Source organism: Rhodococcus sp. 3258 (assembly GCF_031456475.1).
In the GTDB taxonomy this organism is placed as follows: Bacteria; Actinomycetota; Actinomycetes; order Mycobacteriales; family Mycobacteriaceae; genus Rhodococcoides; species Rhodococcoides fascians.
Genome location: NZ_JAVDUT010000008.1, coordinates 69,795 through 85,572 on the forward strand (window position 1 = coordinate 69,795; position 15,778 = coordinate 85,572).

18 protein-coding genes are annotated in these 15,778 nt (G+C 65.4%); 10 read left to right on the forward strand and 8 right to left on the reverse strand.

The window, feature by feature from the left end:
• Nucleotides 1-68: 68 nt before the first annotated feature.
• The 5 genes from J2X62_RS21200 to J2X62_RS21220 all read left to right on the forward strand — a co-directional run bounded on the left by J2X62_RS21200 (nucleotide 69) and on the right by J2X62_RS21220 (nucleotide 4,134).
• Nucleotides 69-1,343 carry a DUF445 domain-containing protein gene (locus J2X62_RS21200; protein ID WP_027498395.1) on the forward strand — a complete coding sequence of 425 codons (1,275 nt, stop codon included), beginning with the start codon at nucleotides 69-71 and terminating at the stop codon, nucleotides 1,341-1,343.
• 73 nt (nucleotides 1,344-1,416) lie between these two features.
• On the forward strand, nucleotides 1,417-1,884 hold the full coding sequence (locus J2X62_RS21205) for a helix-turn-helix domain-containing protein (protein ID WP_027498394.1): 468 nt from the start codon (nucleotides 1,417-1,419) through the stop codon (nucleotides 1,882-1,884).
• A complete protein-coding gene (locus J2X62_RS21210) occupies nucleotides 1,877-2,671 on the forward strand; it encodes a heparin-binding hemagglutinin (protein WP_032390624.1) in 795 nt (264 codons plus the stop codon). The genes J2X62_RS21205 and J2X62_RS21210 overlap by 8 nt, the downstream gene beginning before the upstream one ends.
• Before the next feature lie 67 nt (nucleotides 2,672-2,738).
• Nucleotides 2,739-3,029: a DUF2516 family protein gene (locus J2X62_RS21215; RefSeq protein WP_027498392.1), complete on the forward strand. Its 291-nt coding sequence runs from the start codon at nucleotides 2,739-2,741 to the stop codon at nucleotides 3,027-3,029.
• Nucleotides 3,030-3,102: 73 nt separating this feature from the next.
• Nucleotides 3,103-4,134 carry an alpha/beta hydrolase gene (locus J2X62_RS21220; RefSeq protein WP_310183318.1) on the forward strand — a complete coding sequence of 344 codons (1,032 nt, stop codon included), beginning with the start codon at nucleotides 3,103-3,105 and terminating at the stop codon, nucleotides 4,132-4,134.
• A gap of 10 nt (nucleotides 4,135-4,144) precedes the next feature.
• Here J2X62_RS21220 and purU read toward each other — a convergent pair whose 3' ends face one another.
• Entirely contained in the window at nucleotides 4,145-5,029 is an 885-nt protein-coding gene (gene purU / locus J2X62_RS21225) for a formyltetrahydrofolate deformylase (protein ID WP_027498390.1), read from the reverse strand.
• A gap of 13 nt (nucleotides 5,030-5,042) precedes the next feature.
• Nucleotides 5,043-5,885, reverse strand: a complete 843-nt coding sequence (locus J2X62_RS21230) for a class I SAM-dependent methyltransferase (RefSeq protein ID WP_310183174.1) — start codon at nucleotides 5,883-5,885, stop codon at nucleotides 5,043-5,045.
• Between the two features lie 58 nt (nucleotides 5,886-5,943).
• Between J2X62_RS21230 and deoC the strand changes: the two genes are divergently transcribed.
• Nucleotides 5,944-6,594 (forward strand): deoxyribose-phosphate aldolase, encoded by a 651-nt coding sequence (deoC, locus tag J2X62_RS21235; RefSeq protein ID WP_032369790.1) that lies wholly within the window; start codon nucleotides 5,944-5,946, stop codon nucleotides 6,592-6,594.
• 61 nt (nucleotides 6,595-6,655) lie between these two features.
• Here deoC and J2X62_RS21240 read toward each other — a convergent pair whose 3' ends face one another.
• Nucleotides 6,656-7,402 (reverse strand): DUF2993 domain-containing protein, encoded by a 747-nt coding sequence (locus J2X62_RS21240; protein WP_027498387.1) that lies wholly within the window; start codon nucleotides 7,400-7,402, stop codon nucleotides 6,656-6,658.
• 110 nt (nucleotides 7,403-7,512) lie between these two features.
• Between J2X62_RS21240 and J2X62_RS21245 the strand changes: the two genes are divergently transcribed.
• Nucleotides 7,513-8,100 carry a type IV toxin-antitoxin system AbiEi family antitoxin gene (locus J2X62_RS21245; RefSeq protein ID WP_027498386.1) on the forward strand — a complete coding sequence of 196 codons (588 nt, stop codon included), beginning with the start codon at nucleotides 7,513-7,515 and terminating at the stop codon, nucleotides 8,098-8,100.
• A gap of 3 nt (nucleotides 8,101-8,103) precedes the next feature.
• Here the strand turns inward: J2X62_RS21245 and J2X62_RS21250 are convergent, their stop codons facing one another.
• From J2X62_RS21250 to J2X62_RS21265, 4 genes are all read right to left on the reverse strand, one after another.
• Entirely contained in the window at nucleotides 8,104-9,009 is a 906-nt protein-coding gene (locus tag J2X62_RS21250) for a GNAT family N-acetyltransferase (protein WP_310183179.1), read from the reverse strand.
• Nucleotides 9,010-9,071: 62 nt separating this feature from the next.
• Nucleotides 9,072-9,767 carry a methylase gene (locus J2X62_RS21255; RefSeq protein WP_048317231.1) on the reverse strand — a complete coding sequence of 232 codons (696 nt, stop codon included), beginning with the start codon at nucleotides 9,765-9,767 and terminating at the stop codon, nucleotides 9,072-9,074.
• A 77-nt stretch (nucleotides 9,768-9,844) separates the two neighbouring features.
• The gene (locus tag J2X62_RS21260) at nucleotides 9,845-10,348 is read right to left on the reverse strand and encodes a DUF2505 domain-containing protein (RefSeq protein WP_032381240.1); all 504 of its coding nucleotides are present in this window, start codon (nucleotides 10,346-10,348) and stop codon (nucleotides 9,845-9,847) included.
• Between the two features lie 45 nt (nucleotides 10,349-10,393).
• Nucleotides 10,394-10,903: a DUF2505 domain-containing protein gene (locus J2X62_RS21265; protein WP_032369787.1), complete on the reverse strand. Its 510-nt coding sequence runs from the start codon at nucleotides 10,901-10,903 to the stop codon at nucleotides 10,394-10,396.
• Nucleotides 10,904-10,961: 58 nt separating this feature from the next.
• On the opposite strand from J2X62_RS21265, the gene J2X62_RS21270 reads away from it, so the two are divergent.
• The 3 genes from J2X62_RS21270 (at nucleotide 10,962) to J2X62_RS21280 (ending at nucleotide 14,951) form a co-directional block, all read left to right on the forward strand.
• On the forward strand, nucleotides 10,962-11,978 hold the full coding sequence (locus J2X62_RS21270) for a UDP-N-acetylmuramate dehydrogenase (protein ID WP_310183185.1): 1,017 nt from the start codon (nucleotides 10,962-10,964) through the stop codon (nucleotides 11,976-11,978).
• Nucleotides 11,979-12,039: 61 nt separating this feature from the next.
• The gene (locus J2X62_RS21275) at nucleotides 12,040-13,590 is read left to right on the forward strand and encodes an MBL fold metallo-hydrolase (protein WP_032406483.1); all 1,551 of its coding nucleotides are present in this window, start codon (nucleotides 12,040-12,042) and stop codon (nucleotides 13,588-13,590) included.
• Nucleotides 13,591-13,712: 122 nt separating this feature from the next.
• Nucleotides 13,713-14,951 (forward strand): Ig-like domain-containing protein, encoded by a 1,239-nt coding sequence (locus tag J2X62_RS21280; RefSeq protein WP_310183188.1) that lies wholly within the window; start codon nucleotides 13,713-13,715, stop codon nucleotides 14,949-14,951.
• 70 nt (nucleotides 14,952-15,021) lie between these two features.
• Here the strand turns inward: J2X62_RS21280 and J2X62_RS21285 are convergent, their stop codons facing one another.
• Nucleotides 15,022-15,777 carry an SDR family oxidoreductase gene (locus tag J2X62_RS21285; protein ID WP_310183191.1) on the reverse strand — a complete coding sequence of 252 codons (756 nt, stop codon included), beginning with the start codon at nucleotides 15,775-15,777 and terminating at the stop codon, nucleotides 15,022-15,024.
• Nucleotide 15,778 lies beyond the last annotated feature (1 nt).

A 15,778-nucleotide genomic window follows, 5' to 3' on the forward strand; every position in this document is an offset into this window, starting at 1 on the left:
CACCTTATGCGTCGGGTACGACACAGGAGGGGGCCGTGCCCGGTTGATCGGTTGCGATTCTGGGCACAATGTCGGGTGTGCAGCTCATGAACTTCGACGACGAGACCAAGCGTCGCGACCTCCGCAAGATGAAAACCGTCGCGACGGGATTCCTCGTCTTCGCCTCGATCGTCTATCTTTTCTGCCGCTGGCAGGAATCCACCGGGGCCGGGGCATGGGTGGGGTACGTCCGAGCGGCGTCGGAGGCAGGCATGGTGGGCGCGCTGGCGGACTGGTTCGCGGTGACGGCCCTGTTCAAGCATCCGCTGGGCATTCCGATTCCGCACACGGCCCTGATCAAGAAGAAGAAGGACCAGCTCGGTGCCAGCCTGAGCTCGTTCGTCGGTAGCAACTTCCTCGCGCCCGAGGTCGTCTCGGAGAAGGTCGCGTCGGCCCAGGTGCCGTTGCGACTCGGCACCTGGCTCGCCCAACCCGACAATGCGGAACGGGTGGCGGCCGAGGCGGCAACGGTGCTGCACGGCGTGGTCGACGTGCTCAACGACGAGGACATCACCGCCGTCATCGACAGCACCATCGTGCGCCGACTGGCCGATCCGCAATGGGGGCCGCCGATCGGCCGCATCCTCGACGAGCTGCTTCGCGAGAATCGTCAGCTCCCGCTGATCGACATGCTGGCCGAGCGCGCTCATCAGTGGGCACTGGGCAGCCAGGAAATGATCGATCGTGTCGTCGCCCGGGACTCGCCCAACTGGTCGCCGAAGTTCGTCGACACGCTGCTGGGGGAGAAGGTCTACAAGGAACTCGTCGAGTTCACGTGGAAGATCCGCTCCAATCCCGAACACGAGGTGCGCCTGGCGGCGAACAAGTTCCTCGTCGACTACGCCAACGATCTGCAGAACGATCCGGCCACCATCGAGAAGGCCGAGAAGCTCAAGGCACAGATCATGGGCCGCGAGGAGATCACCGGGCTCGCCGCGTCGACGTGGAAGGTGGCAAAGCGTCTGATCACCGAGTCGGTGGACGATCCGACGAGTACTTTGCGCAACAAGATCAAGGAGAACACGGCCAACTTCGGCATTCGACTGCGCGACGACGACGAATTGCGCGGAAAAGCGGACGGTTGGCTGCTGGGTGGGGCCCGTTACATCGCTGCCAACTACGCAGACGAGATCACGACGATCATCGGCGACACCGTCGCGCGCTGGGACGCCGAGGAAGCGAGCAGGAAGATCGAACTGCAGGTCGGACGAGACCTGCAGTTCATCCGGATCAACGGCACCGTCGTCGGTTCCATCGCAGGCCTGGCGATCTACACCGTCTCCGATCTGATCTTCGGGCACTAGTGCTAGCAGAGTGCTTGCAATAGTTAGCACCCTTCGGTACCGTCCAGTAGGACACCGAAACCAGGAGGCCGAGATGGCCGAGAACGAGGGGGATCTGGTCGCCAAAGCGACCGAGGCGACGCAGGTGGTCGCCGAGGCCGGAGACCTTGTCGCCGCAGTCGTCACGACTGCAGCCCAGGACATCGGAAGCTACATCCGGTCCCAGCGAGAAGCCGCACAAGTATCCATGCGGCAGCTCGCGAGCAGGGCCGGAGTGAGCAACCCGTATCTGAGCCAGATCGAACGCGGACTACGCAATCCGTCCGCAGAAGTGCTTGCGCAGATAGCCAAGGGTCTGCGCGTCTCCTCCGAGGTGCTGTACGTCCGGGCCGGGATCTTGGAAGCGCGTCCCCACGGTCCGGTGCGCGAAGCTCTGCTCGGCGATGAGCACATCACCGAACGGCAGAAGCAAGTGCTGATCGAGATCTACGACTCGTTCTGTCGTGAGAACGAGTCGACGCAAGAGCCCGAAACCGACGAACAGGAGACACCCGATGTCTGATTCCAAGAACTTCGAGAACGTCAAGACTCCGATCTACGCAGCTGTCGGTGCCGGCGACGCAGTCGTCCAGGCCGTAGCAGATGTCGTGGCACAGGTGCGCTCGCGCGCCGAGAGCCGGACCAGCGAGGTCAACGCCCGCATCGCAGACCTCTCCGACGAGGTCACCGAGGGCGTCGAGTCGCTCCGCGAGCGCCTGACGAACCTGCCCGCAGAGCTGCCCGACGAGATCGCCGAGCTCCGCGAGCGCTTCACCCCGGACGAGCTTCGCAAGGTAGCCGAGGCGTACCTCAAGGTCGCGTCCGACCTGTACACCTCGCTCGCCGAGCGCGGCGAAGAGACCGTCGAGCGCATCCGCCGCACCCCGGCAGTCGAAGAAGGCCTCGAACGCGCCAACTCCGCCGCCAACGACGTCGTCGACCTCACCGAGCACGCTCTCGGAACTGTCGCATCGCAGACCCGTGCGGTCGGCGAGCGCGCCGCAGCTCTGGCCGGCATCGCGTCGGACAAGGTTCGCGAAGGTGCCGACGAGATCTCCGAGGCCGCCGACGAGCTCGCCGAGAACATCGACGAAGCCGGCGACGAAGCCAAGGACAAGGCCGTCGAGGCGTCCGACAAGGTGAGCGGCGTGGCGGGCAAGGTCGAATCCAAGACCCGCGGCACCGCCGACGCACCGATCAAGAAGGCTGCTCCGGCACCGGCCAAAAAGACGGCACCGGCACCGGCCGCCAAGAAGACCGCACCGGCACCGGCTGCCAAGAAGGCTCCGGCCAAGAAGACCACCAGCTAAAGCACTCGTAAAGAAAACGACCCCTGCACCGCACGGTGCAGGGGTCGTTTCTCGTACACTGGGCGACGTGATTGCGAGCAGCTTCTCCCAGACGATCTTCCTGATCCTGCAAATCATCTCGATTGCAGGGGCTGCGTACGCAATCTTCCACGCGCTACGCCAACGTGCCGACGCTTTTCCGGCCACCGGCAAGCTGACCAAGAACGCCTGGCTGGGCATTCTGGCCGTCGGGCTGCTGCTGACGCTGATCGGCCCGATCGTCATCATGTTCTGGATCATCGGAGTCGTCGCGATCGCGGTGTACCTGGTGGACGTGCGTCCCAAGATCGACGGAATTCAGCGCGGACCGCGCTGGTAGAGGGGCTTCGACGCCCGTTCGGCGCTGGGCGTAACCTCTACCGCACCCGCTCGGGGGTCACATGTAGAGGGGAATATCAGTGGTTTCGCGCAAGGTAATCGAACGTTCGCTGCTCGGAGTCGGAGGCATCGCCGCTGTCGCGAGCATCGGGGCCTTCGTCGTTCGGCGACGTCGACTGCATTCGTTCACCAAGACCACGGACGTGCAGCCGGACGAGTTGCTGCAGCATCCCACGTTCGAGCCGACCGTCACCGAAGTCGTCACCGATGACGGCGCACACCTGCACGTGCGTAGCTACGGTGACCCCGATGCCGAACCCGTCCTGTTCAGTCACGGTTGGACCTGCTCGGCCGATTACTGGTTTCCGCAGATCAATGCGCTCGCAGGTCGCTACCGCGTCATCGTCTACGACCAGCGCGGACACGGGCGCAGCGACGTCGGAACGCGCCCGCTGAGCCCCGACGTACTGGCCGACGACCTGTCGGCCGTTCTCTCGGCCACCGTCACCGAGGACAACAAGACCGTCCTGGTGGGGCACAGTATGGGCGGCATGTCGATCATGGCGTGGGCCGGAAATTACCCCGATCAGGTCGACCGCCTGGTCAGCGCCGTGCTGCTCGCCAGCACGGCGACGGATTCCCTCGTCCGAGAGACCACCGTCATCCCGTTGCCGCAGCGCTTCCCACGGGTACCCGCTCCGGTGGGACGCGCTGTGCTGAGCTCGGCGCTACCGCTACGGCCATCCCCGGTGACCCGCCAAGCCATCAAGTACATCTCGATGGCCCCCGGTGCCACGCCCGCCGAGGTGGCGTTCTGCGAGAAGATCGTGCTCGAGTGCGCGCCGCGTACCCGGGGTATCTGGGGCGCTGCGTTGAGCGACCTCGACATCCGCGAGGCGCTCGAGAACATGTCCGTGCCCACCAGCGTGCTCGTCGGATCTGCGGATCGACTGACCCCGCCCGTGCACGCGCGCAAGCTCGCCCGAGCACTCGACGACCACGATCACCTGAGCCGACTGATCGTGATCCCCGGAATCGGCCACATGAGCTCGGTGGAAGCGATCGACGACTTCAACGCCGAAGTGGTTCGCCTGCGGAACCTGTGACCCGAACGGTCTAGCTGAACACCACGGTCTTGCGTCCGTGCACCAGGACGCGATCCTCGAGGTGCCAGCGCAAACCGCGGGAGAGCACCAGCTTCTCGATGTCGCGCCCCTGACGCACCATGTCGGCCACCTCGTCGGAGTGGTCGACGCGGATGACGTCCTGCTCGATGATGGGACCCGCGTCGAGCTCGGCCGTCACGTAATGGCACGTCGCGCCGATGAGCTTGACGCCACGGGCGAACGCCTGGTGGTACGGCCGAGCACCGACGAACGACGGCAGGAAGCTGTGGTGGATGTTGATGGCGCGACCGGCCCAGTGCTCGCAGAGCGACTCGGGCAGCACCTGCATGAAGCGCGCCAACACCACCGCGTGCGGGTCGTAGGAGTCGACGAGCGAGCGGACTTCCTCGAAGGCCGGTCCGCGCTCGGACGGGTCCTTCGCGAACTCGACGTGATGGAAAGGTGTTCCGTGCGCCGCAGCAACGGGCTCGAGCGACCTGTGGTTGCCGATCACCGCCGAGATCTGTGCGGGTAGCTCCCCGCCGGCCGCGCGGCCCAGGAGATCGTGCAAGCAGTGTGCTTCCTTGCTCACCAGCAGTACGACTCGCTTGGGTGCGCCCGAATCATGCAGTGCCCATTCGGTTTCCGGGCCGAGCTCGGCAGCCACCTCGGCGAAGCGGGCACGCAGATCCTCGACACTCATGCTCACCGACGAGGCCCGCACGGCCTGACGCGTGAAGAACCAACCGGTATCTGGATCGGCGTGATAGGCGGCCTCGACGATCCAGCCGCCGACCTCGGCGAGGAACGTGGAGATACGGGCGACGATGCCCGTCTTGTCTGGGCAACCGAGGGACAGAACGTAGCGGCGATCCTCGGACACGGAAGAACTCATGAGGGCAATTCTCTCAGGGCGCTCGCAACCCGGTTGCCACCAGTGTCCCGAGATCGATCGAATCGATGCCGCGCTCGGTCAGCGACGCGAACAAGTCCGCTCGAATCCGCCCGACGGCTGCATCGTCGAACGGGGTGAGGGCACCGCGCAGAGCACTGCCCAACACGAAGCTCCACACGAACGACTCGGTGGCGGGTAAATGATTGCTCAGCTCGGATACCCGGACGTCCGTCGTACCCGCCGCCGCGAGCCACGTACCGAGCAGATCGGCCGTCTCCATCCGCCGGATCGGGTGCTTGTCGTACCCCTCCTGCGCGAGGCGGCCCACCTGCTCCGTGGACGGAGAATGTGCTGCGATCACCTCGAAATACGCACGGGAGAACGCCTCGATCGCGCCCTGACGCCACACCGTCACCCCGACGCCGCCACCAGGCCGGACCAGCGACACCAGGCGCGAGAAGTCCCGCTCGGGATCCGGCAGGAAGAAGATGCCGTACGAACACGCCAGGGCGTCGTATCCGGCGTCGGGAACGGTCGACGGCGGTTCCCAGGCAGTGGCGTCGGCGACGACGAAGTCGATGTTGCGTAGGGCGCGCTCGGTGGCTTTCACCCGGCCCACCTCCAGCAGGTCGTCGGCGAGGTCGACGGCATGGACCAGACCGTCCGGGCCGACAGCTGCCGCGGCGGGGAGTGCGGACGCCCCCGTGCCGGAACACACGTCCAGTACGGCGTCGCCGGATCGCAGCCCGAGAGCGAATATCAGCGACTGCCCGGCCGGGCCCCAGACCAGCGGCGTCACCGCGTCGAACTCCCTGCTGGTGGCGTTGAACGTGTCGGCGAGCGAGGCTGCGTCCATAGCCGAGAATGGTAGACCGACAGGGCCGCGACATGCGGTGCTGTGAAAAGCTGGGTTCATGACACTCACCCGCGCCGCCCTCGCCGGAATGGTCGATCACACCCTGCTCAAGCCGGAGGCCACGGCCGCCGACGTGGAGGCCCTCATCGAGGAAGGCCGCGAGCTGGGAGTGCTCGCCGTGTGCGTCTCCCCGTCGATGCTGCCGATTCGCGCCGAGGGCATGCTCACCGCTGCGGTGGCCGGATTCCCGTCGGGCAAGCATCATTCGCTGATCAAGGGATCCGAGGCGCGACTGGCCGTGCAGCAGGGGGCCGACGAGGTCGACATGGTGATCGACGTCGGCGCGGCCATTGCCGGGGACTACAACGCCGTTCTGGCCGACATCGTGACCGTTCGCGAAGGCATCGGCGACGCGGTACTCAAGGTGATCATCGAATCGGCAGCGCTGTCCGACGAGGCGATCGTCGAAGTGTGCCGCGCCGCGGAGAAGGCCGGAGCTCACTTCGTCAAGACATCCACCGGATTCCATCCCGCTGGCGGCGCGAGCGTCGAGGCGGTGCGGCTGATGGCCGAGACCGTCGGCGGACGTTTGGGCGTCAAAGCCAGCGGCGGCATCCGCACCACGGACGCTGCCCTGGCCATGATCGACGCCGGTGCCACGCGGTTGGGGCTATCGGGTACCCGTGCGGTGCTGGACGGGCTGAACTAGAGCGACTGCGTCGCACGTGCACGGAAACTCGTAGTGGGCTACGAGTTTCCGCTCACGTGGGTTACGCGACCAGGGAGCAACCCTCAGGCGTCTGCTGATTCTGGTTCTGCTGGGTGGCCGGGATGGTGTACTGGCCCCCTTCGAGGGCGAGCTCGATGCCGGAGTCGGTGACGGTCAGCGACGTCGGAGCCATGTCCAGCGGGTACGCCTGCAGGCTGTCGGTGAGCACGCCGACGACGGAATCGACCAGATCGGTGGGGATTCCCAGGCCCAGAATCGATGCGTCGACGGTTTGGACGTCGACCTTGCCGCCCGTGACCTGGGGCTTGACGGTCAGCTTCGCAAGCGCGCCGACGGCGAACTCCAGGGTGCCCGCCGACGCGTCGGACGTGACCCCGGAGACGATGGCACCGATGCCCTGGCTCTGCAGGGTGCGGGTGATGCCGTCGGTCGACCACGAGATGTCGGCACTCGAGCTACCGATGGTGCCGCCGGAGTCGGCGCTCTGGGTCAGATTCAGATCGTTCGCCTCGGCGTGCACGACCATGCCCTCGGCAGGGCCGAATCGAGCATCGTCGCTGTCGACGGTCACCGACGAAACCTTCTTGTCGACCAAGGACAGCAAGACCGGCTTGAAGCCGAGACCCACCTCCACCTGGCTGCCCAGCTCGGACTCGAGCTGGCCGGCGAGGCAGGATTTGATCTGCTGCCGAACGAACAGTTCTCCGCCGATGACGGCGACGAGGAGGACGACAACAACGGAGACTGCGATCAGCGGTACTGTGCTGCGCCTGGCTGAGGATGTCATTCCCGGCAGTCTTCCCGAAGTTTCTGAGCAAGCTCTGTGAAACTCGCCGAGTCCGGGGATTCGATTCGAAAGTTTGTGATGTGTAACACATTCTGACGTACTCTTGCTGCATGAGCACGATAGGACCGAGTGTGCAGGAGCTGCACTCGCTCGCTACCCGGCAGGACGGCTACTTCACCGCCGAACAGGCCGGTGAACTCGGCTTCGACTCTGCGATGGTGCGCGTCAACCTGGCCACGTCCACGTGGACTCGCGTCGAGCGCAACCTGTTTCGGCTCGGGCAGTGGCCGCACAGCGAACTCGAAGTGTTCGCCATGTGGTGCGCGTGGTTCGGCGGCGAGGCAGTGATCTCACACCAGAGCGCCGCCGAGTTGCACGGTTTCGGACACCTGCACCCGCAGTTCGTACATCTCTGCGCGTTCGGAGACCTACGACTCACCGACACTCGCCTGGCAGTGCATCGACTGCGGCTCGAGCCGCGTGACGTCGAATCGGCCGGCACGTTCAACATCACCACTCCCGTACGCACGGTCCTCGACCTCGCCGCAGGTGGCATCTCGCAGATCACCCTCGACGAGGTGGTGGGCGACGCCGTGGCCATCGGTCGCGTCGACCCGCAGGCGCTGTACTCCGAGGCCGGCAGCAGCACCGATCGAGTGGCCGAACGCGTCGAACTGGCGCTGTCCGCCTGTACGTGATCGCTAGCCCGCGTGCACGATGCGGGTGCGGGTGACGACGAAGCCTGCGCGCTCGAAGGCTGCTCGCATGGGTGCGTTTGCTGCATCGGTGGTTCCGACTATGCGGTGCTGCCCGTCGTCGTGGTGTATCCGGACCATCTCGGACAGTAGATCGTCGACATAGCCCTGACCACGATGCTCGGGGAGCACCCCGAGATAGCTAATGGCCGCGTCGTAGGCATTTCTGGTCGGGACGACGAAGCCCACCGTCGTGCCGTCGAGTCGGCCGGCGATCTGCCAGGACTCCCGCCGCCCCGGTAGCGAACCATAGAAGACGAGATCGTCCGCGGCGAGTGTGGCGACGCCGTGCTCGGCGACCATCTCTCGAGTATGGGAGTCGAGGCTTCCGGCTGCGACGGCTTCGAACACCTCGAGGAATTCTGCATCGGTGCCCGCCGAGAAGTGCAGTCGGGTCGACGTCTCGGGCGGCGGGGCGTCAGCCGTCCGGGCGAACGAGACGCGTTCGGTCGTGCGGGTGAATCCGCCTCCGTACGCAGCCGATGCGCGCCACGCCAACGCCCGCGGCAGGGAATCGTCCATCGAGTTCCCCACCGGCACATCGACATTGAACTCGAGTGCGGTGCTGCGATCGAACGCCGCACGGGCGGCACCGACCAGGGCAGCGCCGACGTCGTCCGGTCTCTCCTCGTCCGGGGCGACCGACAAGCAGTCGAGGGTGACCGGGCTCGTTGCGTCGGAACGGCCCCACCACACCGCGCGCCCGACCGGACGACCGGCGCGTTCGGCCAGCCACATCCACTCGAACCGGTAATTGCCCGATGCCATGTCCTCGTGGAGGCGAGCCGAATCGACCCACTCGACTGGATCCACAGTGCGCCACTGCTCGAGGACCTCGAGGTCGTCGCGCACACACGGCCTCACCGTGAGAGGGCCAGGTGGCTTCATGCGGTTTTCTTTCGCAGCAGGGTCGGTCACCTCGGGGCGACCGTCGACCAGGGCACTGTGAGCACGTTGTCTCGCATGCGGCGGCGGGGGAGTGTTACCGGGAGTCCTTGCTCTGCAAGCACTTTCAATGCCGCCCGCCAACGCAGGCGGGGTCCGAACGGGGCCAGTGGTGCCGAGACCGACCACGCGCGGTCGGCGCGGCGGAGCACATCGTGGATCAGCTCGCCCTCGATGTTGCGGTGTATCAACACTTTCGGAAGCCGCTCCGCGATGTCCGACGGCATCTCGACATCGAACGGGTCCCAGGCCAGAGTCAGAGATCGTGGCCCATCGGCGTCGAGCAGCACCCATGCGCAGCGTCGACCGAGTTCGTCGCAGGTGCCGTCGACCAACAGGCCGCCGGGTGCCAGGCCCGACAGAATGCGGTGCCAGGCACCGGGAACCGCGTCCTCGGGATATTGCCGCAGCACGTTGAAGGCCCGCACCAGATTCGGTCGCAGTCCGGCCAACTCGAAACCGCCACGGGCGAATTCGACGCCGCCGCTTCCTTCGACCACCCGCGCGGGATCGATTTCCAGACCGGTGACTCGGAGATCGGGCCTGACGGTGCGAAGTCGGCCCGCGAGTTCGAGAGTCGTGTTCGGCATCGCCCCGTACCCGAGGTCGACGACGAGGGGGTCCGGTGATTCGCGCAGGACGCGTCGGACATCGGGATCGTGCATCAACCACCGGTCGCTGCGACGCAACCGATTGATACCGGTGGTGCCGCGGGTGATGACACCCTCAGGCTTGTTCAGGGCTAGGCGTTCTTCTCGAGCCAGTCGGCGGTCACTTCGCCCTCGCCGCGCCACAGGTCGATGAGGTTGACGAGCATCAGCTGTTCGAGTTTGCCGCCGATGAACGGCAGGAACACCTTGGCCTCGGAGGACGTGCGCAGCGTCGAGCCACCGTTGGTGGGGAACAGTGACGTGGTGCCCTTCAGTGAGCCGGGTCCGGCCGGAATCGACGCGTCGTAGTGCCCCGCAGTGGTTTCCCCGTACGCGTCGAAATGCACGTTGCGGGTGATGACCATGTCTTTCTTCATCACCGTCTGTGCGATGTCGGGCAGTTCGGTACGGGGGATGACGTGGTGCATCACGATGTCGATTCCGGCGTCGGACACCTCGAAGCTCTTCAGCTCGTTCTCCGAATACTTACGCATCTCCTCGATGCGCGCGTCCCAGTGCTCGCGACTGGACAGCGCTGCATAGACCTGCTGCGTCGAGTGGGTGAACCGGGCGGAGTAGTTCATTCGGCGAGCCATAGTGCGCCAGGTTACCCAGGAGTGGAGCCTGCGGAACGACCAGGCTCAGCTGCTTGCTTGCGCCGCGATCCAGTTACCGGTGAAGTCCTGCTCGTTGTCGATGAGGGCGAGGACCTGCTCGCTGATCATCGCTTCGATCTTCCCGCCGAAGATGGGGACCTTGACCTCGGTGGTGCCGGCCAGCGCCACGGTGGTCGTCTCGCCCTTGCCGTCGAGGCTGGTGGTGCCGGTGATGCGCGCAGGTGCTCCTTCGACGGTTGCTCCGAAGGTGCCCGCGGCGTGGGTGCCGTCGAACTGTCCCCAGCTCTCGGTGCGTTCGATGATGAGGTCGCCCTTCTTGAAGGCTGTGACCGCGGACGGCAACTCTTCTTCGGGGACCGACTGGGTCATGACGACGTCGATGGTGCCGTCGCCGACGGTGACGCTCTTCAAGCTGGCACCGGGGCCGCCGATCTGCTCGATGCGGTCCTTCCAGTACTGCTCGGACGTCAGCGCTGCGTGGACCTTGTCGGCGGAGGCGGGCACAGTCGAGCTGTGCTCAATAGGGCGAGGCATCCCCGCAGGTTACCGGGTGACTGAGGACGTTCGTGCGCGACCGGTAGCGTGAGAGTCCGTGCCTACTGCAATTTCCGAACTCACCACCATCCGGGTGGGCGGCCCAGCCCGTGAATTCACCGTCGCGACGAACGCTGACGAGTTGGTCTCCCTGGTGCGTGACGCGGACCGTGCAGGGACGGACGTGCTGGTCATCGGCGGCGGATCCAACCTGGTCGTCGGCGACGACGGGTTCGACGGCCGGGTGGTTCGGGTGACCGGCTCGCGGTTGGAGATCGACGGCGAACGGGTGACCGTGGACGCCGGTGTCGAGTGGGATGCCGTCGTACAGGCGACGATAGATGCCGGGCTGTCCGGGATGGAAGCGCTGTCGGGGGTTCCTGGAACGACGGGCGCGACGCCCATTCAGAACGTCGGGGCCTACGGCGCGTCGACGTCGGAATTGCTGCACAGCCTCACCGTCTACGACCGGCAGACGCAAGAGACGGCAGTGTGGACGCCGGAGCAGTGCGGATTCGGAACGCATCGGTCGTCGGTGTTCAAGCGATCGTCGCGCTACGTGATTCTGGACGTGACGTTCGCGCTGAAGAAGACCACCGAATCGCTGCCGGTGCGCTACGCGGCGTTGTCGGAGCGGCTCGATGTGCAGATCGGCGACGTCGTTCCGGTACCGGACGTACGCGCAGCAGTGCTCGCGCTGCGCGGTGAGCGTGGAATGGTGCTGGATGCGGCCGATCACGACACGTGGAGCGTGGGGTCGTTCTTCCTCAACCCGGTGTTGCCGGAGGTGCCGGAGCAGGCAACCCACGCGCCGAGCTTCCCCGATCCGGCCGGCACGAAGATTCCGGCCGCCTGGCTCATTCAGAACTCGGGATTCCCGCGCGGCTACGGCACCGAGTTCGGCCGCGGTACCGCGGCCCTGTCGACCAAACATGTACTCGCGATCACCAACCGGGGCGGGGCCACCGCGTCGGACATCATGGCTCTTGCCGCGCACGTCCGAGACGGTGTGCGAGAGAAGTTCGGGGTCACGCTGACCCCCGAGTGTGACCTCGTCAACTGCGCTCTGGGTTAGGGACGCTCGAAACGGCGCATACGATGGAGATTCGAGAGTTCGGCTCGTAGGAGGTAAGTCAGTGCAGGTCACCAGCGTGGGGCACGCGGGATTCCATATTCGGACCGAGGCGGGGAGCATCCTGTGCGATCCGTGGGTGAACCCGTCCTTCTACGCGTCGTGGTTCCCTTTCCCCGACAACTCGGGCCTGGACTGGGACGAGTTGGGTGATTGCGATTACCTCTACGTCTCGCACCTGCACAAGGACCACTTCGATCCGAAGAACCTGGCCGAACACGTCAACAAGGACGCGACGGTGTTGCTGCCGGACTACCCGGTGCTCGATCTCAAGCACGAGCTGGAGAAGCTCGGCTTCCACAAGTTCTACGAGACCACCGACTCGGTCAAGCACACGTTGACCGGGCCCAAGGGTGATCTCGACATCATGATCATCGCGCTTCGCGCGCCTGCCGACGGCCCGATCGGCGACTCCGGCCTGGTGGTGTCCGACGGGAAGACCGTCGCGTTCAACATGAACGACGCGCGGCCGGTGGACCTGGACATGATGACCGAGCAGTTCGGTCCCGTCGACGTCCACATGCTGCAGTATTCGGGCGCGATCTGGTACCCGATGGTCTACGACATGGTCTCGCGCGCGAAGCGGAACTTCGGTATCCAGAAGCGTCAGCGACAGATGGATCGTGCGCGCCAGTACATCGAGCAGGTCGGCTCCACCTGGGTCATTCCGTCGGCGGGCCCGCCGTGTTTCCTCGACGACGAACTGCGCTCGCTCAACGACGTCTACGGCGACCCGGCCAACGTGTTCCCGGACCAGATGGTGTTTCTCGAGCAGATGCGCCTGCACGGTCACGACAAGGGTCTGCTGATGATTCCGGGCACGACGGCCACGTTCGAGGGTTCGGATCTGAAGTCCCACGAGCATCCCATCCCCACGGCCGACGCCGAAGCCATCTTCACCACCGGCAAAGCCGACTACATCGAGGCCTACGCCCAGCGTCAGGCGTCGGTCATCGCAGCCGAGAAGGCGGGCTGGGCACCGGCCGAGGGAGAGTCGCTCCTCGAGCCGTTGCGCGGACTTTTCGAGCCGATCATGGCGCAGACGGATCTGATCTGCGACGGCATCGGCTACCCCGTCGGGATCACGATGGGTGACGAGACGGTTGTGCTGGACTTCCCGAAGAGGATTGTCCGAGAGCCTATCTCGAACGAGAAGTTCCGTTACAGCTTCACGATCCCGCCGGAACTGGTGCGCACGGCAGTGCGTGATCAGGAGCCGGACTGGGTCAACTCGATCTTCCTGTCCACCCGGTTCCGGGCCCGACGCGTCGGCGGGTACAACGAGTTCCTGTACACGTTCTTCAAGTGCCTCACCGACGAACGCATCGCCTACGCCGACGGCTGGTTCTCCGAAGCACACGACGACACCGCCACCATCACGATGGGCGGCTACGAGATACAGCGTCGCTGCCCGCACCTGAAGGCGGACCTGACTAAGTTCGGCATCGTCGAGGGCAACAAGCTCACCTGCAACCTGCACGGCTGGGACTGGAACCTGGACTCGGGCCGGTGCCTGACGTCGAAGGGACACGAGCTGCGCTCGCAGAAGCTCTGACTCGTCGTCGACGGTTCGCTGTGAGACTGCCCCCAAAAACAGTGGGAAATGTGGGGTAGTTCGCAGACGCAGGTACGTTGGACAACGTGCATGAGCAGGTAGAACAGACAAAACGGACGCGCATGGTGTGGTTGGTCACCGTGCTCGTCGCACTGGTTGCGTTAGTAGCCGGCTGCACCGTCGGATCGGGCGACAAGAGCCCCGGTGCTTCGGCACCGACGACCGAGGCAGCGCCCGTCGCGCAGATCACGCAGAACCCGGCCGAAGGTGCCACCGACGTCAGCCCGGTGGCACCGATCTCGGTGTCGGTGACGAACGGAACGCTCACCCAGGTCGAGTTGACGAACCCGGACGGCAAGATCGTTCAGGGGGCACTGGCACCCGACAAGGCGTCCTACGCCGTCACCGAGCCACTCGGGTATGGGGTGAAATACACGTGGTCCGGTTCCGCCGTCGGCGCGGACAACAAGACCGTGCCGATCGAGGGCAGCTTCACCACCGTCGAACCGGACAGCCGCACCTCGGTGAGCACCAACATCGGCGACGGCCAGGAAGTCGGCATCGCAGCGCCGATCATCCTGCAGTTCGACTCGGCGATCGAGGACAAGGCAGCCGTCGAGAAGGCGCTGACCGTCACCACCAACCCGCCGACGCCCGGTGCCTGGGCGTGGTTCCCCGACGACAACGGCTCGCGCATCCACTGGCGTCCCACCAACTACTGGACGCCCGGCACGACGGTCTCGGTGAACGCCAAGCTCTACGGCGTGAACTACGGCGACGGTGTCTACGGGGCCGACGACGTCACCCTGAACTTCAGTATCGGACGCAGCCAGGTCGTCGTCGCCGACGCCACCAGCCACCGCATGCAGGTGGTGCGTGACGGCGCGACGATCATGGACATTCCCGTCAGCTACGGCGAGGGCAACGAGGATCGCAACGTCACCCGCAGCGGCATCCACGTCGTCACCGAGAAGCACGAGGACTTCCTCATGTCGAACCCGCCGTTCTACGAGAACGTGCGCGAACGCTGGGCGGTGCGCATCTCGAACAACGGCGAGTTCATTCACGCCAACCCACTGACCACCGGCGTGCAGGGCGCATCGAACGTCACCAACGGATGTATCAACCTCTCGACCGAGGACGCGCAGCAGTACTTCGGTACGGCTATGTACGGCGACCCGGTGGAGGTCACCGGCACCCGCATCGACCTCTCCGCAGCGGACGGTGACCTGTACGACTGGGCCATCGACTGGCCGACGTGGGAGTCGATGTCGGCGCTCCCTGCCGGCGGGGCACCAGCGACGACGACGCCTGCGACAACGGCACCCGCGACGACAACGGCACCTGCGCCCGCTGGGTGAGTGCCTACAGCAGTGGTCCGGTTATGTACCCCAGGGGGCACTTAACCGCACCACTGCGCGCAGCGCACTACTACTTACGGGAGAAGCGCCCCGGACCGGCCTGATCGCGTGGCTTGATGATGATCTGATCGAGATTGACGTGCGACGGGCGGGAGGCGACGAAGCCGATCACCTCCGCGATGTCGCTCGCGACCAACGGCGTGATGCCCTGGTAGACCGCGTCGGCCTTGGCCGCGTCACCGTCGAAGCGGACGAGTGAGAACTCGGTTTCCACGGCACCCGGTGCGACCTCGGTCAACCGCACCGGTTTGCCGAGCAGCTCGCCGCGCAGCGTCCGATGCAGTACGGCCTGAGCATGTTTGGCGGAGGTGTAGCCCGAGCCGTTGTCGTAGGCCTCGAATGCCGCGACGGAGGTGATGGTGACGATCAGGCCGTCTCCGGAATCGATCAGCTTGGGCAGCAACGCTTTCGTGACGCGGAGTGTGCCGAGAACGTTGGTCTCCCACATCCAGCGCCAGTCGTCGAGGTCGGCGTCGATCACCGGGGCCAATCCCTTCGCGCCACCGGCATTGTTGATCAGGACGTCGACGCGGGGGATGACGGCGGTGAAGGCGGCCACCGAATCCTCGTCCGTCACATCGAGTTCCAGGGCGGTGCCGCTGATCTCCGAGGCCAGTTCTTCGAGTCGGTCGAGCCTGCGTGCGCCGATGACGACGTGGAATCCGTCGGCGGCGAGTTGGCGCGCGGTGGCCGCGCCGATGCCGGAACTCGCTCCGGTGACGACGGCGATGCGGGTATCGGGTGCGATGTGTTCGGGCGAGGTCATG